Raw genomic sequence first — 26,823 nt, 5'->3', positions numbered from 1 at the left:
TCCGGTCCGTCATGACGCACCGAGCAGATAGTCGACGATCTTCTTCACGTCCTCGGTCATGAATCCCTTTTCCAGGTCCTTCAGTTCCTTCGGCTTCTCGGCGCGCGGCCCGGGGTACCCGAAGACGAACGGGGGCCGCTCCACGTTCCAGCCGAGTCCCGGCCCGTCCCCGAGTCCCGGCCCGTCCGTCTGCAATGCACGCTTCCCGACGAGATATTTGCCGGTGCGGGTGGGGGGTTCGTGGACGATGATGCGCTCGTATCCGATGGATATCGAATTCGACAGATGTCCTCTCTTCGAGTTCGCGTCGTGCCATTTCTCCATCCGAGCGCCGCCACTGCTGCCGGGTTCCTCCAGGTAGCGGACCTCGTGTCCGGACAGCGCCATCGCCTCCAGGTTTCCGCTGCGGAACCCGAGATGTCGCAGAGGAGCGCTGTTGCGGTGCAGATATTCGTAGAGCCGCATCTGTCCGATGCGGGTGTCACCGCCCCAGGCGGCGTGCGAGGCCGACGCGTCCTCCCAGAAATGGGTGAGGTTGTGGACATCGAGTCCCTGTTCGCGCATCTTCCGCACCGATTCCGCGTACTTGCCCTGGTGCCGGGGGTCCGCGTACGCATCGCCCGCGATGATGACCAGCGGGTTCCTGCCCTGCTGCGCCGCCCGCAGCCGTACTTCCTCCAGGAGCTGACTCATGCCCGTGTAGCTGGTGTCGTGCTCGCTGTGGATGTCGCCCTTCTTTCCGCTGAAGCGCGACCAGAGGACGATCGTCTCGCGGTCCTTGGACACCTCGATGTCCCGGTTCCGGAGCCAGGTCTCCACGGCTGTCCGGTCCGCTTCGGAGAAATGGTCGTCGTCCAGCTTCCAGGCGGCACGGATCCGGTCGCGTATGTCTTCGTCGAAATTCTCGCCGATCCACGTCGTGCCGGATCCGACCGGAATGACATGGGCGTCGAGCTTCTTGTTGGAGAGATTCCCGCTTTCCGGGAACCTGATCCTGAACTGCTCCTGTACGACCTTCTTTCCCGCCTTGACGGAATCGGTCCGGAACAGGAGGACACGCTCGGACGGGATACCGCTTCGGATGAGGAAATCCCGGATGGCGGGGCCCTTGTCCCTCGGGTCGTGCCCCTCCGCACCGCGCTCGGGTCCGGTGACGATCAGGCAGTACCGCTCGGGGTCGCCGATGAGCATGGCGGCGATGCCGAACTGGTCGCCGGTCGCGTAGCCCGGCATCCACACCATGGTGGGCGGCGTGGACGGCGTGGGAGGGGGAGACGAGGACGTCGACGGCTGCGGGGCCGGGCCGGGGCCGTTTTCGCGCTTGCCGATCTTGTTCAGACCCTCCAGTACGCCGGGGCGGTCCCGGAGGAGATCCGCGTTGCGCTGGAGCAGGGTGCGCACCTGGACGTCCTCGATGCCCAGGTCCGCGATCCTGACCTGTGCACCCAGAGCGAGGGTGGCGCTCACGCCCGTGTTCCCGGTGAGCAGGGGCCTGCCCTCCTTGCCGAGGCGGCGCACCTGCGCATCCCCGACCTCGATGTCCCTGAGTCCGTGCTCGTCCAGGAACCGGCTCAGCGGGTCCGGCGTGCTCGGGCCGTCGTCGGCGCTCTCGCTGATCACTCCGGTGGTCGTTTCCTCGGCAGGGCCGACCGGTGGTCTGGGCCGGGCCGTCAGGAAGTCCGAGCCGCGTCGGAACAGCGTCACCACGGGCCAGTTCCGCTCGTCGGCGGAGAAATCCGGGTCCGACGGGGCGTAGGTGCGGGACGTACCGTCCTCGTTCACCACGACGATCGTGATGCCCCGCCCGTCCGCGGCGAGTTGGATCGCGGTCTGCGTCGTCGCGTCGTTCCAGCGGCGTTCCTCCAGCAGATCCTTTCTGACCGACTCGGGCAGCGACCGGTTCGCCACCAGGGCGGCGGCGGTGCCCGTCGGGCTCGGGGGCAGCGCCTGGGCCAGGGACGACCAGAAGCCGTGACCGGTACCGTTGCCGGGGCCGGTCGGCCCGACGAGGTCATGGACGATGCCGGAGGGGTCGGTGAGCGTCATCGCGCGGGCGTCGACGATGTGGCCCGATCGGGCCGGCTCGCCGGTGTTCGGGCGCTTCCACGGCGGAGTCGTCCAGGACGGGCGCGGCGGCGGCGTGGGCTCCTTCGGCGTGACGGAGGCCTTCGTGGCCGGTGCGACCGGTGCGGGCAGCGGCGGACCGTCTCCCGCCGGGGGCACGCCGTCCAGCGCCGCCCACCGGTAGTGCTTGTCCTTGAGGAACAGCACGATGTGCGGTGCCGCGGAGTCCGAGCCCGTGGGTGGGGCGAACTCCTGGAAGGTGCCGTCGTCGCGCACGACGGTGACCCGGGTTCGGAAGGTGCGCGCCGCGAGCGCGGGCAGCAGGTCCGCGGCACCGTGGTCCCAGCCGCTGTTGTCGGCGGCGGCACCGGGACGCCTCAGCTGGGCGGCGGCGAGGGCCGCGCGCTCCTGCGGATCCGGCAGCGCCGCGTACAACGGGATCCTGCCGAGCTTCTCGAACTCCCGCCCCTCGGGGGAGTCCTGGGCGAACCGAGGCCCACCGGACTCCAACTCCTCCTTCGTGAAGGTGTCCGGCCGGTCGGGCAGGGCGAATTTCAACAGATTGCGATTGCGCGGGTGCTGGAGCGCACCGGCCATGAGTGCGCGCAGTCCGGTGACGAGCGACGCCCGGTCGGTCGCCTGCACCTGGTCGCTCAGCGACGTGGGGGCGGTGTGGTGCAGCGACTCCGCCAGCGCGTGGTAGAAACCGTCGCCGTCCTCGGGCACGTCGTTCAGGACGTAGGTCTCCCCGGTGGGGGAGACGAGCGTGGCCGGACCGAAGTCGGCACCTGCGGTCTCGTCCGTGTCCGTGTCGAAGGCCGTACCGGTGTACTTGGGAACCGGAGGTCGTGCCGGTTCCTCGGCCGTGGCGGGCGGCTCGTAGGTCACTGCCTCGGGCGCGGTCAGGCTCTCGCGCCTGCCGGCGGGCAGCCGGTGCCAGCGCGTCAGCCGGTCGGCCGCGGCCCGGATCCGGTGGAACTCGGCGGCCGCCTCGTCCGCCGTGGCCAGCAGATCCGCCAGGGCGGTCACCCGTCGGTCGCGTTCGGCCACGTCGGCGGGCCGGTCGCGCAGTGCTTTCCTGGCCGCTTTCAACTTCACGTTCAGCGCGCCGAGTTCTTCGGCGGTGGCGAGGTCGTGCGGTGAGCGGTCGCCCGTGGTGCCCGGGTGCGCGAGGCCCGTGTACCCGGCCAGCGACCGGACCCTGCGGACATCGGCCCGCTCCCGTTCGAGCCGGTTGATCTGATTCCGCATCTCGGTCAGGGAGGGAATCTCGCTGATCTCGCGCCGCGCCGCCCAGTACTTCTTGTCGGCGTCGACCCAGGCACCGGTCGCGTCCTTCACCGCCGTCCAGGCGTCGGAGACCGACTCGGGGAAGGAGTCGTCGCCGATGAGCCCGTACTGCCGTGCCACGTCCTCGCGCACCCAGGCCAGCACGTGCGTCTCGAACTCGACTGCCTGGGGGCCCGGCTTGGTGTAGCCGAACGGACCGAGGGCCCTGCCCATCCACGCGCCGGCGGAGCTGTCCTTGAAGCTGCGCTCCACCTCGGCCACGCCCAGCCAGGCGGTGGGGATCGAGAACAGGAAGGACCGGCCCGTCTTGGGCTTCACATTGAACTGCGAGCCGGTGGCGTCGGTGGCCTTGTTGCCGGTGCCCTCACCGGCGTTCATGCCGTTCCCGGTGGGTGCGGGGCCGGTGGAACCCGCCGCCGGGGTCGCCAGGTTCGGCTGGAGCCCGAGCGTCGACGACTCGGTGCCGCCGAGCGTGATCGTGGTGTCGGACCCCTCCGTGTAGCGCTCCGGGCTCTCCATGGTGCTCTCGGGCGCCACGGTCAGAAGAGTCGCCCGGTCGAGGTGGGGCTTGGAGTGCAGACGGTAGCTGCCGTTGGCACCCCCGGCGAAGGTGTTCTCGGACAGCCCGGCGACCACGTACCCGTCCTCGTCGGTGCTGTCGCTGAAGAACGCCGCGAGCTGGGTGGGCTGAAGGCCGTCGGTCACCGCCTGGGCGGCGGCCGTGCCCGGCCGGACCAGGCCGGACCGGTGGGCCTTGCCCACGGCCGTGACCAGCGGTGCGCCGGTGTACTTCTCGGCGTTGGGCAGTCCGGTGCCGTACGCCTTGGCGATGGCGAGGTCCGCGGCCTGGCGCATGGTGGGCAGATTGGTGACACGACGGACGTGGAACCCGTTGGACGGCAGCGAGAACGGGCGGGTCGTACCGTCGGGCTGTTTCGTCGACTGCCAGGCGGCGACGGACTCAGGGGTGACCGCGGCGGGCGGCCAGAACGTGACCTCCGGGACCGGATCGACCACCTCCGGATCACCGAGGTCATCGGGTTCGCCGAGGTCGTCGGGTCCGTCCGGTGCGTTCTCGTGCTGGATCCGGGGGGCGGACAGGCTCAGCGGCACCTGCTCGCGCAGTGTCCCCGCGTCGCCCGACTCCTCGATGCTGCTCCCGTCGCCGAAGTCGAGGGTGAGCCGGATCCGGTAGGGCGTGAGGAAGTCCGCGTACGGCTCGTTCGGATAGAAGGTGAAGCCCTTCAGACGGGTGATCGAGGTGGTGACCGAGGTCTGCTGGGACGAGGCGCCCGACTCCCCGTACGAGGGGGACACGGCCGTGGCCTTCTCGTTCCCGGTGCGGATCCCCTCGGACACCGAGACGCCGAGCGCCTTCGACACGCCCTTGGTCTGCGCCACGTCGATCGTCTCGGCGGCGGCCAGATTGTCCTGGAACGTGGCGCTGTGATCGAGCCCGTCGAACTTCGGGTCTCCCGGGATCAGCTCCATCCGCAGTACGGCGTCCCGGGAGCCGATCTTGACCGGTCCGAGACTCAGCCGGTGCACCCGGCCCCGTGCGGTCATCCCGGCCGGGGAAGCCATCTGCTGCCGCAGCGCGAGCAACGCGCGCGGAGTGACGAGGGAACGGACCCGCTCCCGGCTCACCGAGTCGACCTTCGCCCCCTTCAGCCTCCGGTCGAAGGCGCTCAACGCCTCGCTGGGATCGAGGGAGTTGACGGGAAACGAGCCGAACGGATTGCGGCGCAGCCAATTCGGCATATACCAGGGCGACTTCGTGTAGAGCGGTACCTCGCCGAGTCCGTCCTTGACCAGCCCCAGCCGATGTGCGGCCTTCTCCGGTACGTGGGCGAGCAGGTCGGAGCCGAACATGAGCTGCCGACCACGCCGGGACAGGCTGGTCAGGTGCGCCAGCTTGTCCAGCGGGGCGAGGAGCCCATCGGGGGCCGAGGCGACGGCGATCTCGTGCACCGTGTCGGCGGACACCAGATACTTGCGGCTCTCGTCGTCCCGGTCGATCTCCGCCGTGACCGTGCGGCTGACGGTGTCCGCCTGCGCCCTGGCCCGCGCCCAGCGTGCCTGCAGCCCGTACGCGCCGGCGAGCGAAGGGCCCACCGGATGGCTGCGGGTGAGCGAGAAGACGCCGCTGACAGTGAAGACACGGGTGGTGACGACCGCGTGCGACACCTGGATGTCGCTGCCGATGGTCTGCTCGGTCTCGATGCTGACCGACTCCGACACGACCACCGGATTGCGTGCCTGCGTCCGGTGGACCAGTTCGCCGACGCGGTTCAGATAGGGGCCCGAACCGAAGAGCCCGGTCGTACGCGCGCCCGTCTTCGCGGACGACTGGTCGAACGCCGACGTCAGGTACTGCGACTGGAACTGGCGCACCATGGCGTCGTGCGCCGCCGAGCCGGTCCGGGCGAAGTGCCACGAGTCGCCCGATGCCTGAGCCATCAGTTCTTCGGCGGTCCGCGCGAGTTCGTCATGGCCCGCGACGCTGATGAGCTGGTACGGCAGATCACCGAAGGGGCTCAGTTCGTGTCCTTCGGCCAGACCGTCCGGATTCCCGGTCAGCAGGGCCAGCGTCCGCTGATCGGACAGGGCAGTGGTGACAGGCGGCTTGACGACCGGCTCGACCGGCTCGGTGCGCGGGCTGTGCTCGTCCGGCACATTGAGCAGGACCTGTCCGGTGATGGCCTGGCCCGCGGTGCCCCCGATGAGATCGCGGCTCTTCTCCACCCGGACGAACGGTCCCGTGCCGAGTACTCCCAGCGAGCCGATGCCCCGCAGCATGCCGCGGAACCGCCAGTAGCCGCCGCTCTTCACGGTCAGCTTCAACTGATACCCGAACACGTGCGACGGCGAGGCACTCGCGTGCAGCGACTCGTACGAAGCCGTGGCACCCGACCCGGTGCGCCGTCCCTTCTGCCGTGTCCAGCGGAATCCGGCCTGCGCGGCGCCGGCGTTCATCGGCATGCCGCTGGAGTCCTTGACGGAGTCGCGTACGGCCAGACTGACGTCGAAGCCCCCCTCCTTCGTCCTGACCACGTTCTCCGAGCCGTCGAGCCGCTCCGAGCCCGCGGCACTGGTGCGCAGAATCAGATCGTCGCGCGTCCCCACGTACTGGCGGCCGGCCAGCTCGCCGTCGATCCAGATCCATCGCTTCGCCCGCGTGGCGCGGTGCGGGTCGGTCAATCCGATCCGTATGCCCGTGGTGACCAGCGTCTCCAGCCCGCCGGCCATGCTGTGGTGACTGAGCGTATTGACGAGCGTGAGCGTGTTCTGCAGCGCGATCCGGTAGTGCGTGTCGCCGCGCCACCAACTGTGCTCGGGGTCGCCGAAGTGCTCCAGCGGAGCGACCATGCCGGGGTAGGCCCGTGCGATCGCCTCGATCGTGCGGTCCGTGAACGTGTCCAGGAAGTTCCGGTCCGGGACCGGACCCGGGTGCTCCTGGCCGTTGGACATCTCGTGCTCGTGCAAGAACGTCTCGGCGCGGCTCATACCCAGCGTCGTGGGATTCGTGTCGGTCAGATAGGGCGGCGCGAAGGGCTCCTCGGTGTCCCGGCGCAGCGTGGACCCGTCGTCCCACTTGGCGAGCCTGCGGGCCTCCGCCCGCGTCATCCGGTCCAGGCTCCACGTGGTGATCGACTTGGTCTCGGATGTTCCGACCATGTGCACCCGCACCGTCTTCGGCACCAGATACAGATCGGTCGGCACCTTCTTGGCGCGCCCGACGGTCTTCCTGCTCCCGGAGCCGCCGAACACGACGGTGCGCGTGGCGCTGCGCCCGTACCGGCCGAAGAGCCCCGCCATGGCCCGCAGCCCGGCGGGCGGTCCGAAGAACGAGGTGATGTCGAAGCTGGGACCGAGGATCGCCTGGAGTTCCTGGCTCGTCGTCCGCGACAGGCTCCGGTCGTTCTTGATCACCTGCTGGAGAGTGTTGCGCAGTTCGGCGAGGGTCGTCTCCGAGAGCAGCAGTGCTTTGCCGGGCACCACGCGGTCGATGACGAACGCGCCCAGCGGTGTCGCGGACCTGCCCTCCTTGAACAGTGGTTGACCGGTGACCCTGCCCTTGGCCATCCGGTCCGCCATCCGATGGAAGTTCTCGGAGCTGAAGAACCTGGTCAGTTCGGCATGGGTGGAGCTGCCCGGCTCGGCACCCGTCACGCCGACGGCCCACTCCAGGAGTCCTTGTACGGGACCGAACCCTTCGGTGTGCACGTTCCGGTAGTCGGACGACGCGTCCAGTTCCATCGTCGGCGGCGCGTGCAGGGAGGTGCTCTTCGTGGTGAGGCTGTCGGAGATCCTGACCAGCAGACCGTGGCGGACGCCGAACGTGCTCCGCTCCGTGGATTCGTCGGGCTTGGTGAGGTCCTCGGTCCACACCTCGTACTGCACGTCGTCCAGATACAGATGGGACTCGTCGGCCAGCCGGGTCTCGACCTGGCTGAGGGTCTGGTCCTGCGTGTTGTAGTCATAGGTGCGCTGGCTGCCGAAGGCGGCCCCGACCCTGCCGTAGGCGGCGACCCCGCCGGGCGGTCCGACCGGCAGGCTCACCGCCAACTGCCGTGCGGTGGAGACGGACTTCGTGCCGCCCGTCGTGATCTGACTGCGCTGGACCTGGTCGACCTTCACCGGGTTGCCGTCGGGGTCGGTGAACCGTTCCCAGGCGTTGTGCGGCCGCTGGACGACGCGCAGGACGCGCTTTCGCCCGTCCGCGTCCTCGAAGGCGGGCGAGGTCCAGCCGTCGCCGTGGAACACCTGCGGGGTCAGGTGCAGCGCCTTGTCGAGCGCGGTGAGGGGATGCTTCGGTCCGGGTGGGCCGGGTGGCAGACGCAGTCCGGTACGGCCCGCGATCTCGCCGACCGCCCGGTCGACGCCGCGCAGGGTGACGTGGCTCTGGCCGTAGGTACTCCCCGAATCGGGCTTCTTTCCGTCTCCGGTCAGATAGGTGGGGAGCTCGCTGCCGTTGTCGAAGACCACAGGGCTTCCGACGGGGGGCGGCGACGGCATGTCGGGGACCACCTGCGCCGGACGGTGGAGGTCGAGCTCGTCGGCGAAGGGGAGGGGCGGGGTCGTTCCGACGGAAGGCGGCTCGGAGGCGGGGCCGGTGGCCGGGTCGTCCGGGACGGAGTCCGAGTCGGGCTCCGGGTTCGGGACCGTCGTGGGCGCGGGGAGCGTGAGGGAAAGCAGTTCTGCGTAACGCTCCTTGAGGCCGGCGAGACCCTGGTCCCCCTCGGGCTGCGCCAGGTCGCCCAGCTCCATCACGGAGCCGCCGGACGTTCCTTCCGCCGGACCGGTCCGTCCGTCCGTTTGTGTGGAGGCCGTGGAGTCCGCCGCAGGTGCCGCGGCCAGGTCGTGGCTGATCCGGCGCAGGAGCTCGGGGATCATCCGTCCGTTCTGGTACGGCGCCCAGAACGCGGCACCACCGAACCGTGCGGAGTCCAGCTCGGCCAGGGATCTCAGCAGGTCGGGGTAGCGGGGTGAGCGTTCGACGTCGATGCCGAACGTCCCCCGCAGCGTACGGACCAGTTGCAGGGTCCGTGTCCGGGCCCAGGGGTCGAGCGGCTGCGTCCCCTCGTGCAGCCCCGCCGCGGCGGCGAGCCCGGTGAGGGTCGCGCCGGTCGGTTCGGGGTGGAGAGCCACCCACGAGCCCGGCGTGCCGTGTGCGTCGAGGTAGAGGATCGGCTCCACCCGGCCGTTCACGAGCGCGGTGCCCGCGTCCGTGGTGGGCGCGTACACGACCCGTCCGGTCAGGTTGGCCACATGCTGGGCGGCGGACAGGCCGCCGTGCGTGGGGGCGCCGCCCGTGGAGCAGGAGTACAGCACGATCGGTCGGCCCTGCGGCCCGAGTTCCTGCGTGCGGAGCAGATAACGGCCCAGCTCCTTGCCGGTGATGCTGACCTTCGTACCGTCGGTGCGCGTCAGGGTGACCCGGGTGGGCGTGCCGTGCGCGGCGAAGAAGGAGACCTTCTGCCCCTTCCACGGCACGGTGTGGCGGTCGCGGAGGATGGCGGCCTTGTCACGGCGGTGGTCGCGGTAGGTGTCCGCGCCGACGACGGTGGGGAAACGGTTCGAGCGCTGCTTCCAGTCGGTGTCCGAGTGCGAGGCGGAGCCCACCTGTCCGTTCTCGGCGTCGACCAGGAGCTGACGCACGAGATCGCTGTCGGACACCGTGCTGTCGTCCAGCCCCAGGACGGACGAGGCGGGCCGGGTGACGATCCGGGGCTGGACGGGCGGCTGCGCAGCCGTGACCGGATGTGAGGTGCCGGCGACAGGAACGGATTCGATCTCGGACTCGGCGCCGCTGTCGAGCAGGCTTCCGAAGGTCTCGCCGCCGAAGTCGTCGTCGGAAGCGGTGGCCGTGTCGTCGAGGAGAGAGCCGAAGTTCCCGAAGTCCTCGTCGGACGACGCGGGTCCGTCGTCCAGCAGCGATCCGAAGTTCCCGAATTCCTCGTCGGATTCGGATTCGGCCTGCACCGGGCCGGCCGTCGAGGTCACCTGCACCGGAGTGGGCGATTTCATGGGCGCGGGAGTGGCCGTCGTCGACGTCTTTCCCTGCTGATTCCGGTCCTGGGTCCGAGGCAGCGTCGGCGCCTGGGACCGGACCGGGGGCCGGAGAGTCGCCCGGGACTCCGTGACCACCGGGGACGGCGCTGCGGTTCGTTTCGGCTGCACGGGTACCGGCAGTGGCTGACGGCTTGTCAGAACGACCCGCAGGGCCTGGAGCGTCTGATCGTTGTACGGGTCGCGAGCCCTGGACCTCAGATCCTGGTAGTACGCGTACAGCGCCGAATCCGGATCGCGCATGTCCCTGAGGGCGTCCGCGATGATCGCGGTCTGCCGGGCACTCGGGATCACCGAGTAGCCCGCGGTTTCTTCGCGTACGGATTCGAGATGCTGTTCGTGCCGCGCCCGCACCAAGGTCCGCAGTCGCTCCACCTGAGCGGGTGTGATGTGGATCGGTGGGGGCGGGGTCACCGTGCGCTTGTCCACGGCCTCGTACGTGAGCATGGCGTCGAGGCCGCTGGGACCCCGCAGGGTCTCGGCGACCTGGGCCGGTTCGAGGACGTCGTACCTGCGTTTCCGGTCGGGGTTCCTGGAACCGTCGTCCCTGGCGAGAAGCCGGGCCATCTCGTCCTGGGTCAGCTTCAGGTTCGCCGAGCCGTCCTCGGCCGGCGGCAGGGCCTTGAGGACCGACAGAGCGGTCTGCGTACGTTCGGCCCGTGGCCAGCCGTCCGTGAATTCGAGTTCCTGTCCCCACTCGGTGTAGTGGGTGACCGCCTTGGTGACCTGCTCCAGGCGGGCCGCCTGCTCCGGATCGAAGGAGTCGTAGGGGGTGTGCCGGGTGACCGCCGAGAGGTACGGACGCCCGAGAAGCTGCATCAGGTTGCTGGTGTTGGCACCCTCGACGACCGCGGGCAGGTCGCCCAGCTGGAAGATCTGCCGGAACACGTCCTGGGGCAGCTTGTCTCCGTCCACGACGAGGACGTGGTCCGGATCGAGACCGCTGAGCTTCTCGCCCAGACGCTCATCACCCAGCGTCGTGGTGTGCAGCCAGTCCGGCTCGTACTTCCTGGCGCCCTCCACCGCCACCGCACCGAACGTCAGGATCACCGACGGCTTGCCCAGCCGGGCGTCGTGGATGCCCTGCGCCAAAGAGCTGAGCGACGAGGCACGCGCCTGCGGTTCCAGGTTGTGCAGCCCGTACACCGGCATCAGGTCGACGGCGCCGTTGCGGACGGCCTCGGCCAGGGCCTTGAGACCCGCCGCGCGCTGCGGGGGAGCGATGTCCTCGTGCTGGTCGATCAGCCGGTTCAGTTCGTCGCCGGTCAACAGTGGCGTGGGGAAGTTGAACAGCGCCTTCGCCGGTACCGTCCGGTCCGGTGCGCTGTCGGTGTCCGCGCCGCTCCCGCTCAGTTCCAGATCCGTCACCGTGACCGCCGACGTGGCGTTCTGGCGGGAGTACCCGAGCCGGTGCGAGGTCTCCCAGGCGTACGGCTTCAGAATGACGGCCCGGTCCGTGTCCATGAAGTCGAGGAATTTGCGCGCGATGTCCGGTTCACCCGAGAGCCGGTCGCTCGCCGCCACGAGGACGAGCCGCCTGTCACCGGTCCGGGGTCCGGATCCGGCGGAGTGGGAGGGGAACGGCGTCACCTGCGCGTCGTGGCTGAGGTCGAAGGTGCCCGTCAGCCATTGGACACGCTGTCTGAGGTCCTCGCTGAGCAGCAGTTCGAGCCGCTTCTGGACGCCGGCGTCGGCGATGGCCGTGATGGGGCCTGTGTATCCGAGCGCGTCGAGGGAGTCCATCAGCATGGTCGCGGCGGCCTGATGGCCGAAGTTGGCGGCGTCGTCGACGTAGATGACGACACCCTCGTCCAGTTCATGGAGCCGGCTGAGCAGGTCCCTGCGCAGATTGACCTCGTCGAGCGTGGGAGGTGGTGTGCCGCGCTCCTCGCCGATCCGTTCGAGCAGGTGCTGCTGCTCGTCGGTGAGGGAGACGATGTCCTGACCCGGATCACCAGGAGACTTGTCGAAGAGTTGCTTCCACACCTCGTGTTCAGAGGTCGGCGAGGTCTGCCCGGAGGGCGAGGAGAGGCTGCTCGGGCCCTGGTGGGAGGGCGGGGTGGTGTCCCCCTGGGTGAGGACATCGCTGCTGGACTCGGTGTCCGTGTCCGTGTCGGTGCCGGTGTCGGTGTCGTGGGCGATCTCGTCGGTGCTGTCGGCGTTGTTGTTCTCGCTGTTGTTCTCCTTGGTGGCGTTGTCCTTGTCCACGACGTGGTCGGACCGGACGTCGCTCTGGTGCCCGCTGTTGTGAGCGGTTCCGGGCCCACCAGTGGAACCGGGTTGCTGAACGGATGCGGGGTCGTGCTCGGTTGCCTGCTCGGTCTCGTGCTCGCTGTTGTTCTCCGGGGGAGTGTCCGTTTCGGGACCGTCGAGCGTGTTCGCATCGGGCGACTGCTGCGTGGAACTCGTCGGTGGGCGCGTCGAGCCGTTGGGGTTCGTCGGGGCCGGGACGGGGGAGTTCCCGGTCTTCCCCTCGTCGTGCTGGTCGTTCTCGCCGTCCGGGCCGGTGCTGAGGTCATGGGCCGGATCGGACACGGTGGTGGTTTTCGGCGTCGCGCCCGTGCCGGCGCCGACGCCTGTGCCTGTGCCGGCGCCCGTGCCGGATTTCGTACGCGTGCCGGCTCCGGATCCGCTCCCCGTGCTGTCGGCCGGGCCCCCACTGCTCGACGTATTCACCTTCATCCCGGTGAAGTTGTTCTTCACCCAGGTTCCTGGCTTGGACGCGCTGTGGCTGAGCGCCGATTCCGCCTTGCTGCTGATTCCGGAACCGAGGAACGTGTCCCAGGTCGTGGTCCAGTTCCCGGTCGTGAGCCCGCCCGCCACGACCTCCGCGACGGACTCCGAGCCCCCGGAGACCAGGAAATCCTTGGCGTCGTTCAGCGCCGTGTTGCCCCAGCTCTTCGTCCGCGTCGGCACGGGAGCTTTGCCGGTCACGTCCTTGGCAAGGTTCTTGACCGGGACCGGCCCCGCTCCCGTGATGTTCTTGAGGAGTTTCCCGAGCCCGGACGAGAACGCGCCGTGAAAGAAACCCGCGAAGCCACCGAAGACGCCGTCCTGTGCGATGGCCTTCCAGTCGAACCCTTTGGGCCGCCGCCCGTCGGGCCCCGCCACCATCATGGCGAGGCGTACCGCGAACGTCTGGAACGCCTCTTCGAACGCCTCGCTCAGGCTCGGCATCAGATGCGTTCGCTTCAGCAGTGTGTCCAGCACCGTGAGCAGCACCACCCGGCTGCGGGCCTTCGCCACAGCGGCGTCGCTCGCCGAGGCTCCCCCGGAGAAGAACGACATCACGAAGATGATCAGCAGCTCGATCAACAGCCGGATCAGCTCGGCGATGATCTGCCACTTGGACTCGGTGATGTTCATCGACGTCTCGGTGCGCCCGTCGCCGATGTTCTTCAACTGGCTGGAGAAGTCGCGCAGATGGTTGGTCCCACCGTTGTCGATGAAGAGCTTCATCGACTGCAGATAGTGCGCACCGACCTGAGGCGGCAGCGACCGGCTGATCCCGACGACCGACTGCTCGATGTCGCAGGACAGGTCCGTGAGACGGTCCGCGAGCCGGTGGTACGGACGCCGGCTCGCGTACGCGAGATCCTCGTCCGCCTGGAGCAGCCGTTCACCGATGAGCACGAACAGGAGATTGTTCAGCTCGGGCGACGCCTTGATCGACATGGGGCGGTGCTCTCTGCCTCAGCGCTTGCCGCTGTTGGTGGGGCTGATCCTGTGATCCCGGATGGCGTCCAGGATGTTGTTCTGGTTGGACTGGATCGAGGTCAGGTTGACCGACGTCCCGTGAGCCACCCCGTGCACCGCGTCGGACAGGGCGATCGCCGTTTCGGTACTGCTCTCCCGCTCCTTCTGTTCCTGCGGGATGACCTCCAGAGCGAAACTGTCGTCCTGACCGGGCCAGTCACGCGTCGCACGCACATCGGCGACGAAGTCGTCGACCATCGACCCGATCGACGAACTGATCGAGAACATCTGCCGCAGACCGGCCTGGATCCGGGCCGGCTCGGCGAAATAGGCGTCGCTCATGCCGCGTTCAGCGCTCCTCGTCCTCGTCGATCTCGTCACGCAGCCGGTGCCCCGAGGCCTGCTGGGCCCGGTCGTCCGGATCCTGGAGCACCTCCGGCCCGAAGATCTTCGCCCAGTCGATGTCCACACCGGTGAGCTCGGGCACCTCGGCGCTCGGCCGGGTGAACGGCTCGAAGGTCTCCATCACCTGCCGGGCGATCTCCGTACGAGCCCGTCCGAACGCCTCCAGCACCGAACCGGACAGCTCGCCGGGAGACATCGTCCGGTACTTCCCGTCCAGGAACCGCAGATCGGTCAGTTCGCCCTGGGACCCCACAGTCACCTCGACCGACCGGTCCGCCGAGCGCACGGTGCGCGTCGCCCGCCGCAGTTCGGCCTCGGCCTTCGCCACCCCCTTCTGGGTGGCCTCCAGTTCGGCCATCGCCGCGGCCAGCCGGGCCTCCACGGACCGGGCGTAGGGCGAGACCTCGCCATGCCCCGCCGAGGAGCCCTGCGCCGACTCGTTCATCGCGCCGCTCACCGTCCGATCACCGTGGGCGTGCCGCCCTCCTCGGTACCCCATACGTCCTCGTCCTCGGCCACCCAGTGCACCCGGTCGCGCTCACCGCTGCCGGTCGCCTGCCCGCCCTGGGTGCCGCCCGTCGCACCACCGGCGACCGGTGTGGAAGTGGTGGCCGTGCGGACCCGACGGGGGCTCCGCTCCCGATCGGTGCCGCGCCGTCCATCGCCGGAACGGCCGGAGCCGCCGCGCTCACCGCTGCCGCTCTCCGTCAGGACATTGCGCACGCGTTCCCCCGATGATCCGCCGGCCTGCCCACCGGCACCCATCCCGCCCATGCCTCCCATACCCCCCATGCCGCCCATCGGCATGGGGTTGAGGGGCGTGGTACCGGCCGGGTCGGCGCCTGTGCCCGAAGTGCCCGTGCCCGATGTGCCGAGAGCCCCGGCGCCGTTGGCACCGGGCGGCGCGCCGAGCGTGCCACCGGGATGGAAGGTGCTGTCGTACTCCTCGTAGTCGCCCCCGCCCGCGGTGTGAGCGCCACCGGATGTCCGGCCACCACCGGACGACGAAGTGTTCAGCGAGGTGTGGTCGGCCCCGCCGGGGGAGTTGAGATCGCGGTGGAGGTTCCCGCCGTGGTTCCTGCCGAGATCGCGGTTCAGGTCCCGGTTCAGGTCCCGGTTCAGATCGTGGTTCAGATCGTGGTGGAGATCGCTGTGCGTCGGCGGCGGCGGGAGGTGGGTGTTGCGGTCCGGCGGCCACCGGAGACCGGTGCCCGATCCGTTGAGATCGGTGACCGTCTCCTTGCCGTTCTTGTCGATGTTCGTGACCTTGCCGGTGCCCGGATCGACGGTCTGCCGGCTGCCGTCCTCGAACGTCGTGGTGAGCGTCCCGTCCTTGTTCCGTTTGGTGACGCTGCCGTCCGGATTGGTCACGCTCTGACCGGGGTTGAGGTCCTGCACCGTCGCCTTGCCCTGCGCGGGGGTGATCGTGTACTTCCCGGTCCTCGGGTCGTACACGGACCGGCCACCGTTCGGGTACGTGGTGACCAGGTTGCCGTTCCTGTCGAGGGTGGTGACCCCGCCGCCCGGCCCCTGAACGGAGCCGTTGGACACGGTGGGCGGAGGGACCAGGGGGTTCAGCGGACCGGTCTGTGTCGAGTCCCCGCCACCGTTCGCGAGGTTGTTGTTCAGGTCCTTGGTCAGGTCCTCGGCCAGGTTCTTGCCGGTGTTCTGGTCCGCGCCCTTGTCCGTGTTCCCGTTGAGATCCTTCGTCTCGCTGTCGGAATTGCCCAGCGGATCGTTCAGTCCGTTCGGTCCGTTCCCGCCGCCCAGATCGTTGAGGGTGTCGGTGACGCCCTTGCCCATGTCCCCGATGCCCTTGTTGAGGTTCTCCAGCGTCTTGTTGAGATCCTCGCTGTGTTTGTCCGCTTCTTCCTTGGTCTTCTCCGTCTGTTCCTTGGTGTAGAACTCCGTCAGCGTATTGGTGTTCTTGGTGGTGAGTTCCGATTCGAACGGTGTGGCGGCGTCGATCCAGGAGTTGTTGAGATCGGACAGCACCTGCTGAGCGGTGCCGTTCAGGCCCAGTTCCAGCCCGGGCAGTTCCGGATGGGGGGCTTCGATGAACTGGTTCCAGCGCCTGACGGCTTCCTCGCCCACCTTGGCCCAGTTCTGGATGTCGTTCAGATTGCCGTAGCTCGGATGCGGCTCCTGGAAGCCCGGCTTGGTGGAGTACGACGTGCTGTAGCTGTCCTTGCCGGTCTGGCGGGTGGTCACCGAGATGTACGGAATGTTGTTCTGGCTCAGCCAGGCCAGGATCTCGTCCAGGGTCTGGATCAGGAAGTGGTGCGGGTCGTGCTCCTTCTGCGCCATCCAGGTGTCCCACGCGGTCCACATGGTCTGCGCCTTGCTCAGCAGGGTCTGCTGGGCCTGCATCAGGTGGTTCGAGTGGTGGGACTTCGGTGTGTACGCGGGGTCGCCGAGGGGGGAGAACTTCTGGTCCGCGCCCAGCTGCTGCACGTAGTTGTCGTAGTTCCCGTGCAGCTGGTGCACCAATTGCCAGAAAATTCCCGCGGCTTGACCTTTCCACGCCGACTGCTCGCTGCCCAGGGACTTCTCCCAGCCGTCCAGGATCTGCGCCTGGTCCACGAAGAACTGGGCGGCCCGGTCGAACGCCTGGGCAGTCTGCTGGAACGAATTGAGGTCCACCGAGTCGGCGTCGGGGACCGTCGCCCCGTTGTACGAGGTACCGCGCGTCGTCTTCGACTTGATGAGGGCGTCCAGCGCCGCACCGGGGCCGCCCATGTACTGGCCCAGCGGGCCGATGTCGAAGTCGTCGCCGTACTTGCCCTTGTACTTTCCCCCGGACAGCGACTCATGGGCGTCCAGCCCGCGGCTGCGGCCGTTCTCCGACATGAAGGAACCGATGAAGACCAGCCGCGCGTGGTACATCTCCACGTTGCCGTTGGCGTTGGAGTAGAAGTACAGGTCGTAGTCCTGTCCCTCGCTCTTCAGCGACCCCTGCTTCGCCGCGTCCACGACCGACTGGACGGAAATCTTGTCCAGGCTCATCCGGAACAGCGGGCTCTTCTCCTTGCTGCTCAGGCCGGTGAACAGACCCTTGCGGCTGGGCATCGGATAGCCGGTGAACTTGGTGACGCCCTGTCCCCAGTAGTCGTCGGCGTCGTAGGCGGGGGAGGTCGGGGTCGACATGCGGAACGCTCCGGGGCGAAGAAGAGGATCGGGGCGGGCGGGAGGGGACGCGGACGGGTCGGCCCGGGAGCGGCCCGGGGGATCGCCGGAGCGGACCGTCCCCCTGCGGGGACGGCCGGGTCAGGTACCGGTCTTGGTGGTCGGACCGAGCTCCTTGTCCACGTCCGAGAAGATGTCGAGCAACGAGGCACCGTCGATCGACTCGAGGCTCTTGCCCTGGGTGTCGAGCAGCTTCGTGATCGTCTCCTGCAGATCGAGCTCGATGTGCTTGAAGAGCGTGTGCTGGCTGTCGAAGACTGCGTCGACCGAGCCGGCCGCCTTCTTGACCGCCGTGACGAGGGACTGCCCGTGCACGACGTCGTCCTTGCCCATCAGGCCGATCGCCAGCGCCGGGTCCTGCTGGAGGTGCTGAGGGTCCGTACGGCCGTCGAGAATGCTCTTGAGCGCCTTGATCCCGGCGTTCGAGTCCTTGCGGATGTCGTCCAGCGCCTTGATGAATTCCGCGACGTCGTGGTCGGTGAACGTCTTCAGTGTCTTGCCGTCGAGATGCGTCAGGTCGGCCATCGGTGGCTCCCGCTCAGCGGCCGATGGTGATCTCGGACCACATCTGCGACAGCGAGTTCTCGCTGTACTTGTAATTGCCCGAGATGTCGGACAGCAGGGCCGCGTGCGAGTTCAGCAGCGTTTCCATGTTCTTCACCGCCTGGTCCCAGGCGGCCTGCTTCTGCCGGTAGACGTCGGCGTCGGAGCCGTACCACGTCTTGCGCAGCTCGCCGAGCTCCGCCTCCAGCGACGCAAGGGTCCGGGCGATCGCCTGGGTCTGGCGGACCATGTCGTCGCCGGCGTTGTTCATGTGGCCGTAGTCGACCAGGATGTAACCGTCGGTCAGGTTTTCGGACATCGGGGGAGACCTCGCTTCGCTGCCTGGGAAGGTGCCTCGCCGCCGGTGACGACGAGGGGTGCCGGACGACCGGCGGGCGGAACGACGGGACGCGCGGTACGCGATCACGCCGTTCGGCGCGGCGGGCTACGCCATCAGGTCGTCGAACGCCTTCTGCGAGGCGCTGTACGCCTGGTTGATGGCGTCGTTGGACGACCCCTGCGTCCTGCCGTGCTCCACCAGGCTCGTGTTGAGCTTGTCGACCATGTCTTCCAGGTTCTTCAGGATGATGTTGACCTGGTCGTCCCACTGCTTGAGCAGGGCGCCGTACTGGCCGCCGTCGCTTCCCTGGTAGCCCTTGCTCAGGTTGTTGCGGGTGTCGTCGACGTCCTGCCGGGACTTGAGAATCCCGCTGTAGGCCGCCTCAAGGGCCTGAATGCCGTTCCGTGTCGAGCTCTCGCTCGACTGCTGGAGGTTGCCGCCCGGCCCCGTCTGCGCGCCTTCGTCTGCCACGGTGTCTCCCATGCCTCAAGTGCTGGATGTTCGCGATCCTATGATCAGATCCGTGGTGTGCTCAATGATCCTCGGTGGCATCTGAGGTTTTCCTGAGGAACCATCAACTGCTTTCACCGGAAGGCAATCTGCCGTTGTCCGTACGGCTGCCCTTGTCCACGTCCGTTCCCGGGCAAGACGGCGCCGTCGTGCCCACGCCGCGTCCCGCCGCGGCCGCCTCCGGGCTCAGATCGGGTCCGGACGGCAGCATGGCCAGGAGCGGCGACGGAAGCGCCTGCGGGGTGGCGCCGTCGTACCCCAGCGCCTTCTGCGCGGCCTGGGACAGGAGCCGGTACTTCACCCCGTTGTCGGCGACGAAGTAGGTGGTTGCGCCGATATCGGTGCCGCCCGCGCCGAGCGCCTTGACCAGCGCGCCGTGTCCGGGGCGCACGGCCGTCGCGTCCACCGGCAGACAGGCCGGGGTGATCTCCTCCGGCGACGCGGCGGAGGCAGGGGGGAGCCCGGTGAGCGGGACCAGCGCGCCGGTCACCCGGGTGCCGTCTCCGTGGTCGGGCCGCACCCGTGCACAGGCCGCCCACCCTGCCGGTACGGTCTCGGCACGCGGCGGCCTCCCGGGCAGCCCGGCCGGGACGGGCTCGCTGCCCTCCGCACCGGGCGCCAGGCGGGCCTTCACCTCGGCCGCACCGATCACCGTCGCGGCGGGCGCCGCCCCACCGTACGCGGAGTCCCTGGTCGCGGCGTCACCGAGCACCAGCGCGGCTCCGGTCTCCGTCAACGGGACCAGCCCCTCCTTGCGCAGCAGGTAGTACTGGCGCGCGGCCCCCGGTGTGCGCGACTGGAAGACCTGCCCCAGCTTCGACGGACGCCCGCCGAGCGAAGGGCCGGCGCCGCCACGGCCGGGCACGGCGGGCGGCACCAGATCCGGTCCCCGCACCAACGCGTCCAGGAACGCGGCGGACACCGGCCGCGGCGTCACCGCCCCGTACCCCAGCGACACCGCGGCGCCCGCGCCCCGGTCCAGCCGCAACCGACTGCCCTGCCAGACCAGATACCGCGCCCGGTCCGGCCCCGACACCACCAGACCCTGCCCTGCACCCATCCCGCGCCCGTCCACCGGCGCACCGGCCACCAGCGCCGTGAACGCACCGCCGGAACCTCCCGGGCCGCCGGCACCGCCGAGGGCCCCCGCGCCCGCGCCCGCCTCCGAGGCGAGCACCGAGCAGACCTGCCACGGATCCTCCTCCAGGTCCCGCACGCCCGGGACGGAGTCCGGGGCGCCGGGTATGCCGACCGGCGCGCCCACCGCAGTGCCCTTCAACGAAGCCGTGCTCACGTCATCGGACTTCAGCTTCCCTTCGCCGACCAGCAGCGCGGAGGCGTAATTGCGCACCGGGCGCAGCCGGCCCCCCACATACACGTAACGGGCCCCCGTCTCCCGGTTCACCACCAGCGTCCCCGAGGCCCGCCACGCGTCGTCGCCCCCCGGGGACATGAAGCCGTACACCAGCGAACCGGCCGCCACCAGCGCCGTGATCACCACACCGATCAGCACTCCCCGGGTGGTCCGCCCCAGCGGGCTCTCCGGGGCGTCCGGATCGGCCAGCAGCATCCCCGAGGTCAGCCGGCCCATCACGAAGGTGTGCGCCTGGACTTGGTCACGCTTGGACTGCATGTCGCATACCTTCCGGGTCAGCCGTTGATCGCCCGGAGCGCGGCGAAGACGCCGAGCACCCAGAGCGCGAGCGGCAGCAGGCTGATCGCCAGTGCCGAGTGCAGCAGTTCGGCCGCGCGGCCCCAGTACGGCACCAGACGACGGCCGGGCACCGTCCAGGACACGATCACCAGCAGTGCGGTGAACGCCACGAGCCCCGCGACCAGCAGCGGCCGCTCACCAGGGGTCAGTGACGCCGCCGACGCCACGGTCAGCAGCAGCGCACCCCAGACACCGGGCAGCAGCAGCGCGAGGCGCTGCGGCACATTGACCATGCCGCGCCCGTGCAGCAGCAGAAGCAGCGAGAGCACCGAGGCGGTCAGGGTCTCCGGCAGGTTCGGGTCGTCGGCCAGCACGACGAGGCACGCGGCGCAGATGGCGCCCGCCGCCCCGTACAGGGCGGTCATCCAGCCGCCCGCCAGCTCGGTCCGGGTGGTCACCTCGCCACCGGCGTACGGCTCGATGCCCTCCTGCAACTGCTGCGGGTTGGTCGGCAGCGCGGGCATCCGCATCCCCGCCAGCTTGAACGCCAGAGCCGGTACGAAGCCGCCCAGCACCACGGACAGCGCGGCGAGCACCGTCGCCGCTCCGTCCATCGTCAGATCCGCGGGCCCGGCGAGCGCCCCGCCCAGTGCGACGGCACACCAGAACACCGCCGTCGCCAGGAAGAACGGCACGGACACGGCCGCGAGGGCGAGCCCGAGCACCGCACCGCCCGCCCCGGCCGCCCCCGCGGCCAACAGCCGGGCGCCGAGCACCTCCTGCACGTCCGGGCCGTTCAGATCGCCGCCCGGCAACAGCCAGCCGGCCAGCGCCAGATACGGACTCGCCATCGCCCCGAGCAGCGCCGCGGCGGCCGCGTCGCCCACCGCGCGACTCGCCGAGGCGGCCCCGGCCAGCAGCAGCGCACCCACCGCGCCCGCTCCGGCGGCGCGGACGCCGACCGGGCCGCCCGGCCAGGCCAGCAGCGCGAGTCCGGTCAGCAGAGTCAGCACGCACAGGGCGCGCAGCAGCCGTCTGCTGGAGTCGGCGGTCCAGCCGTGGAGCCGGTCGCGCACCACACTGGCGATGCCGTCGACCAGGTCGTCCAGGCGTACTTCGGGAAGGGCGTCGGTGTGCGGGCGCAGGTACAGCACCTCACCGTCCTTGAGATCGAGGGTCTCCAGGGTTCCCTCGTCGTCCAGGGCCGGTCCGCCCAGCCGTTGCAGCACCCAGCCGCTGTGGTCCAGGCCGTTCTCCTCCAGTTCCTCACCCGCGTAACGCAGCACGGTGGGCAGGAGATCGGCCACCGGCACATCGGCCGGCACCGCAAGGTCGATGGTCTTTTCGGGGGCACGTATGGTGAGGCGGCACAGGCCCGCCACGGAGCTGTCGGTCACGGTGAGGGCTCGCGTTCTCGGGGACTTGTCGGATGCGACGTGGACGCGCTTGGCGATCGGATGCAGACTACTGATCATCATCCGGACCGTTGTCAACGGACCTCTCGGCAGTCCCTGTTGGTCCGGAACCGTCCGGCTTGTGCGCGTGTCGGCGCCCCCGTGTGCCCGCGCCGGCCCGGTCCACCCGTCACGGCGGGCGGTTCGCCGCCGTTCCGCGGCCGGCCGTCGCCGTCGTCGAAGGAGTCTGTTCGTTGAGTGTGGTCCTCTTCCGCCGCCCAGCCCGCCGCCGCGGCCCGGACATGCCCGAAGGAGAGCTGAACCTCCAGGAGCCACCGACCCTGCCGGAGACGGTTCCCGACTCCTCGGCGATCTGGACCTATCTGCCGATGGCCATGATGTCGGTGTCCATGATGCTGATGTTCATGCGTCCGGGCGGCGGCAGCAGCGTCTTCACCTACCTGGCGCTCGGCATGATGGTCACCGCGTCGGCCGCCATGCTCATCGGCCAGGTGATGCGCAAGGGCGGAGAGCGCAAGCAGCGGCTGCGCGGCGAACGCCGCGACTACCTGCGCTATCTCTCGCAGATCCGGCGGCGCGTCCACGAGGCGGTCGGCGACCAGCAGCAGGCCCTCGCCTGGCGGCACCCCGAGCCCAGGGTGCTGCGCACCATGGTCCGCTCCACCCGGCTCTGGGAACGCCGCACCACCGACGACGACTTCGCCGAGGTACGGATAGCTGTCGGCGACCAGCAGCTCGCGTTGCGCCTGACCCCGACATCCACCAAGCCGGTCGAGGACCTCGAACCGCTCTGCGCCCATGCGATGCGCCGGTTCATCAAGGCGTACGGAATCGTTCCCGAGCAGCCCACGGGGCTCTATCTGCGTTCCTGGACCCGGATCCTGTTCCGCGGTGACGACCAGGCCGTCCGCGACACCGTCCGCGCGGTCCTGTCCCAACTGGCCTTCTTCCACCCGCCGGAGGAGCTCTGGATCGCCCTGTGCGTCGCCGACGAGCGGCGCGCCGAATGGGAATGGGTGAAATGGCTCCCGCACAGCCAGCACGCCCAGGAACAGGACGGCGCGGGACCCTCCCGGATGGTCGCCTCCACCTTCCGTGACCTGGAGGACCTGCTCGGCGCCGAATTCTCCGAGCGGCCCGCCTTCGACCCCGAGGCCGTACCCGGCCGCGACGAACCCTTCACCGTGATCGTCGTCGACGGCACCACCGTGCCCGCGGGCCACCGCCTGGACGGCCCCGGCCTGCGCAACGCCGTCGTTCTCGACCTGTCCGGCGCCCTCAGCTGGCGTCCCGGGCGCACCACGCTGCGCCTGGACATCCAGCCCGACAGCCTGCACCTCGTCCGTACCGACCGCAGCCGCAAGGAGCAGACCACCCTCCTCGGCCGTCCCGACGCCATGGGCCCCGGTTCCGCCGAAGCGCTGGCCAGGCTGCTCGCCCCGTACCGGATGAGTCTGTCCTCGGACGCCGCCCAGCCGCTGGACACCGACGTCGAACTCACCACCCTGCTCGGCATCCCCGATCTGTACCGGCACGACCCGGCCACCCTCTGGGAACGCTCCACCGGCGCCGCCCGGCTGCGTGTCCCGGTCGCGGTCGGCGCCGACGGGGTGCCGGTGGAGCTGGACATCAAGGAGTCCGCGCAGGGCGGCATGGGCCCGCACGGCATGCTGATCGGCGCCACCGGATCCGGCAAGAGCGAGCTGTTGCGCACCCTGGTGCTCGGCCTCGCCCTCACGAACTCTTCGGAAACACTCAACTTCATCCTGGTGGACTTCAAGGGCGGCGCCACCTTCCTCGGCCTCGACGAACTCCCGCACACCTCCGCGGTGATCACCAACCTTGCCGACGAAGTCGCGCTCGTGGAGCGCATGCAGGACGCCCTGCACGGTGAACTCGTGCGCCGCCAGGAGCTCTTGCGCAGCGCCGGTAATCACACCTCCGCGCTGGAGTACGAGAAGGCCCGAGCGGCCGGGGCCGACCTCGCACCGCTCCCCAGCCTCTTCGTCGTCGTCGACGAGTTCAGCGAACTGCTCTCCGCGCACCGCGAGTTCATGGACCTCTTCGTGATGATCGGCCGACTCGGCCGGTCACTCGGCGTCCATCTGCTGCTCGCCTCCCAGCGTCTGGACGAAGGACGCATGCACCAGCTGGAGAGCCACCTCTCCTACCGGGTGGGGCTGCGGACCTTCTCCGCGATGGAGTCACGCGGTGTGCTCGGTGTCCCCGACGCGTACCAGTTGCCCTCCCAGCCCGGCAGCGGCTTCCTCAAGAGCGGTGTCGACGCGCTGACCCGGTTCCGGGCCGCCTACGTCTCCGGCCCGTACCGCAAGCGGCGCGGCGCCGCCGTCCAGGCCAGGGTCGCCAGTCAGGTGATGCCCTGGACCACCGACTGGGTGGTTCCCCGGGCCCCCGCGCGCACGCCCGATCCCGAACCCGCCGCCTCGGCCGAGAAGTCCGACAGCGGCGACACGCTGCTCTCCGTCGCTCTGGACCGGCTGCGCGCCTCGGGACCGCCCGCCCACCAGGTGTGGCTGCCGCCGCTGGACCTGCCGCCCGCCCTGGACCTGCTGCTGCCGTCCCCCGAGCCCGACCCGGACCGCGGCCTCACTCCGGCGGGAACACGGGGACCGGGCGCGCTCAAGGTGCCACTGGGGCTGGTGGACATGCCGTTCGAGCAGCGCCGCGATCCACTGATGGTGGATCTCTCCGCGTCCGGCGGCCATGTCGCGATCGCGGGTGGCTCGCAGAGCGGCAAGTCGACCGTCGTACGGACCCTGATCAGCGCGCTCGCTCTCACCCACACCCCGCGCGAAGTGCAGTTCTACTGTTTGGACTTCGGTGGCGGCGCACTGTCCGCGCTCTCCCGGCTCCCGCATGTCGGCGGTGTCGCGGGCAGGCTCGACACCGAACGGATCAGCCGTACGGTGGCCGAGGTCACCGGCGTGCTCAACGAGCGCGAGCAGTTCTTCCAGGACAACGGCATCGACTCGATGGCCTCCTACCGGCGCCGCCGCGCCGCCGGGGAATTCCCCGACGAGCCCCACGGCGATGTCTTCCTGGTCGTCGACGGCTGGTCCACGGTCAAGCAGGACTTCGACTCGCTGATCCCCACCTTCCATCAGATCGCCGCCCGCGGCCTCAACTACGGCGTCCACCTCGTCGTCACCACCGCCCGCTGGATCGAGCTGCCCGCCCAGGTCCGTGACCAGTCCCTGACCCGTCTCGAACTCAAGCTCGGCGACCCGATGGACTCGGTGATCGACATCCGCAAGGCAGCCACCGTGCCCCGCGGCGCCGGACGCGGCCTCACCACGGACGGCAAGCTCCACTTCCTGACCGCCCTGCCCCGCATCGACGGCAGCGACAGCGCGGACGACCTCGCCGAGGGAGTCGCCGACCTGGTCGACCGGATCGCCGGACACTGGCAAGGGCCGCCGGCGCCGCCGGTCCGGATGCTGCCGCACCGTCTCCCGGCCGCCCAGCTCCCGGAGCCGGAGCGCACCGAGGGGCTGCGCGTCCCGCTCGGCCTGGACGAGGAGACCCTCTCGCCCGTCTGGCACGACTTCGGCCGCACGCCGCACCTGATCGGCGTGGGCGACAGCGAGAGCGGCAAGACCAATCTGCTGCGCCTGCTGGTCCGTGCCATCACCGCGCGGTACACCGCGGCCGAGGCGCGCATCCTGGTGGTCGACTACCGACGCGAACTCGTCGACGCCGTACCCGAGGAGTACCGCCTCGGACACGTCGTCGCGGTCGACTCCCTGCGCGAACTGGTCGGCGGCGCGGCCCGCGCCATCAAGACCAGGCTCCCCGGTCCGGACATCGCCCCGTCCCGGATGCGGCAGTGCGACTGGTGGACCGGCCCGCGGTTGTTCGTCCTGGTCGACGACTACGACATGGTCGGTGGCACCGGCTCCTACGATCACCCGTTCGCCCCGCTCCTGGACCATCTCGCGCTCGGCTACGAGGTCGGTCTGCACGTGGTCGCCGTGCGCTCGGCGACCGGCGCGGGCCGTGGTCTCAACGACCAGTTGCTGCGCCGCCTGGACGAGGTCAACACCCCCGGCATGCTGCTGTCCTGCCCGCCGTCGGAGGGCTATGTGTTCGGTAATGTGAAGCCGCGCAATCTGCCGCCGGGCCGGGCCCAGTACATCGTCCGGCGCAAGGCCGCCCTCGTGCAGACCGCACTGGCGGACGAGCCCGGGGCGCCGCCCGCGGGCTGATCCGGCCTGATCCGGCCTGATCCGCACGAGAGGCCCGAGGGCCCCGGGGTGCGGCGCCCCGGGGCCCTTCGTCCTTTCGTACGCTCGCTCAGTCGCCCGGTGTACCGGTCCCCGCCCCGGCCACCCGACGGCGGGCCGCGGGACGCCAGCCGCGCGAACGGCCGCGGGGCACGATCAGCGCGGCCCAGGCGACCAGCAGCGCGAGGGAGCCACCGGCCACCGTGATCCACACCGCCCTGCGAGTGGCGCCCTCGCTGCCGTTGCCCGGAGGCAGCACCACGGAGTCGTCCCGCTCGGCCCGGGTGTGCTCGGCCGGATCCTGTACGGAGGTGACGGCGGCGTACGGGTCCAGGTGCGGCACGTCCGCCGGATAGGCGGTGCGGGTCAGCCGTCGTGCGGTGGCCGCGGCCGAGAGCTCCGGGTGCGCCGACCGTACGAGGGCGGCCGTGCCCGCGGCGTAGGCGGCGGCGAACGACGCCCCCGAACCGATGAAGTGCCCTCTTCCGCGCGGCCCGACGCCCACGACCCCGTCGCCGGGGGCGGCGAGATCCGCGCCGAGCGGGGCCGGCGCGTTGTCCGGACGGGCGCCCCGGGAGTCCATGTCGATGACGGAGAGGACCCCGGGCGCCGACGCGGGCCAGTAGTCGCGCGGCGGCTCGGGCTCCCGGCCCGGCGACGAGCGCATCGGGTCGGGGGTCGCGGCGGCCACGATCAGCGCGTCGTGGGCGGCCGCGTACTGCACGGCCGACGTGAGTGCGGGCGAGCCGGAGGCCAGTGCGGGGGAGACCTGGACGACCTTCGCCCCCGCGTCGGGGGCCCCCCCCCCAACCCCGCCCCCCCCCCCCCCGGGGGGCCGGCCCCCCCACGCCCGCGTCCACCTCGTCGAAGAGGTACGTGGGGACGGGGTCGGAGCCGGCGAAG

The 26,823-nt window shown here is 69.9% G+C and carries 11 protein-coding genes; 1 reads left to right on the top strand and 10 read right to left on the bottom strand.

Translation table 11 applies throughout. The features are described 5' to 3' along the window. Positions 1–9: 9 nt before the first annotated feature. The 9 genes from ACF1B9_RS28700 to eccD form a co-directional block, all read right to left on the bottom strand. Positions 10–13,602: a hypothetical protein gene (locus ACF1B9_RS28700; RefSeq protein WP_391745370.1), complete on the bottom strand. Its 13,593-nt coding sequence runs from the start codon at positions 13,600–13,602 to the stop codon at positions 10–12. Positions 13,603–13,620: 18 nt separating this feature from the next. Continuing rightward, positions 13,621–13,965, bottom strand: coding sequence for a hypothetical protein (locus ACF1B9_RS28695; RefSeq protein ID WP_391745371.1), 345 nt, complete (start codon positions 13,963–13,965; stop codon positions 13,621–13,623). Positions 13,966–13,972: 7 nt separating this feature from the next. Further along, positions 13,973–14,386, bottom strand: coding sequence for a YbaB/EbfC family nucleoid-associated protein (locus tag ACF1B9_RS28690; RefSeq protein WP_391745424.1), 414 nt, complete (start codon positions 14,384–14,386; stop codon positions 13,973–13,975). A 95-nt stretch (positions 14,387–14,481) separates the two neighbouring features. Then, complete coding sequence (locus ACF1B9_RS28685; RefSeq protein WP_391745373.1) at positions 14,482–17,175, bottom strand: AAWKG family protein; 2,694 nt, start codon at positions 17,173–17,175, stop codon at positions 14,482–14,484. A 120-nt stretch (positions 17,176–17,295) separates the two neighbouring features. Then, positions 17,296–17,739 carry a type VII secretion system-associated protein gene (locus tag ACF1B9_RS28680; protein WP_391745375.1) on the bottom strand — a complete coding sequence of 148 codons (444 nt, stop codon included), beginning with the start codon at positions 17,737–17,739 and terminating at the stop codon, positions 17,296–17,298. Between the two features lie 13 nt (positions 17,740–17,752). Next, positions 17,753–18,076, bottom strand: coding sequence for a WXG100 family type VII secretion target (locus ACF1B9_RS28675; RefSeq protein ID WP_361453915.1), 324 nt, complete (start codon positions 18,074–18,076; stop codon positions 17,753–17,755). Between the two features lie 126 nt (positions 18,077–18,202). Continuing rightward, positions 18,203–18,568, bottom strand: a complete 366-nt coding sequence (locus ACF1B9_RS28670; protein ID WP_361453918.1) for a hypothetical protein — start codon at positions 18,566–18,568, stop codon at positions 18,203–18,205. Between the two features lie 103 nt (positions 18,569–18,671). Then, positions 18,672–20,240 (bottom strand): type VII secretion protein EccB, encoded by a 1,569-nt coding sequence (gene eccB, locus ACF1B9_RS28665; protein WP_391745376.1) that lies wholly within the window; start codon positions 20,238–20,240, stop codon positions 18,672–18,674. 17 nt (positions 20,241–20,257) lie between these two features. Continuing rightward, positions 20,258–21,658, bottom strand: coding sequence for a type VII secretion integral membrane protein EccD (eccD, locus tag ACF1B9_RS28660; protein WP_391745425.1), 1,401 nt, complete (start codon positions 21,656–21,658; stop codon positions 20,258–20,260). Between the two features lie 299 nt (positions 21,659–21,957). On the opposite strand from eccD, the gene eccCa reads away from it, so the two are divergent. Continuing rightward, complete coding sequence (eccCa, locus tag ACF1B9_RS28655) at positions 21,958–25,902, top strand: type VII secretion protein EccCa (RefSeq protein ID WP_391745426.1); 3,945 nt, start codon at positions 21,958–21,960, stop codon at positions 25,900–25,902. Positions 25,903–25,990: 88 nt separating this feature from the next. Here eccCa and ACF1B9_RS28650 read toward each other — a convergent pair whose 3' ends face one another. Further along, positions 25,991–26,677: a S8 family serine peptidase gene (locus ACF1B9_RS28650; RefSeq protein WP_391795945.1), complete on the bottom strand. Its 687-nt coding sequence runs from the start codon at positions 26,675–26,677 to the stop codon at positions 25,991–25,993. Between the last annotated feature and the right edge of the window lie 146 nt (positions 26,678–26,823).

Source organism: Streptomyces sp. NPDC014727 (assembly GCF_043083485.1).
GTDB lineage: Bacteria > Actinomycetota > Actinomycetes > Streptomycetales > Streptomycetaceae > Streptomyces.
The sequence above is the reverse complement of the archived record's forward strand: the minus strand, read 5'-3'. Positions and strand labels throughout refer to the sequence as shown.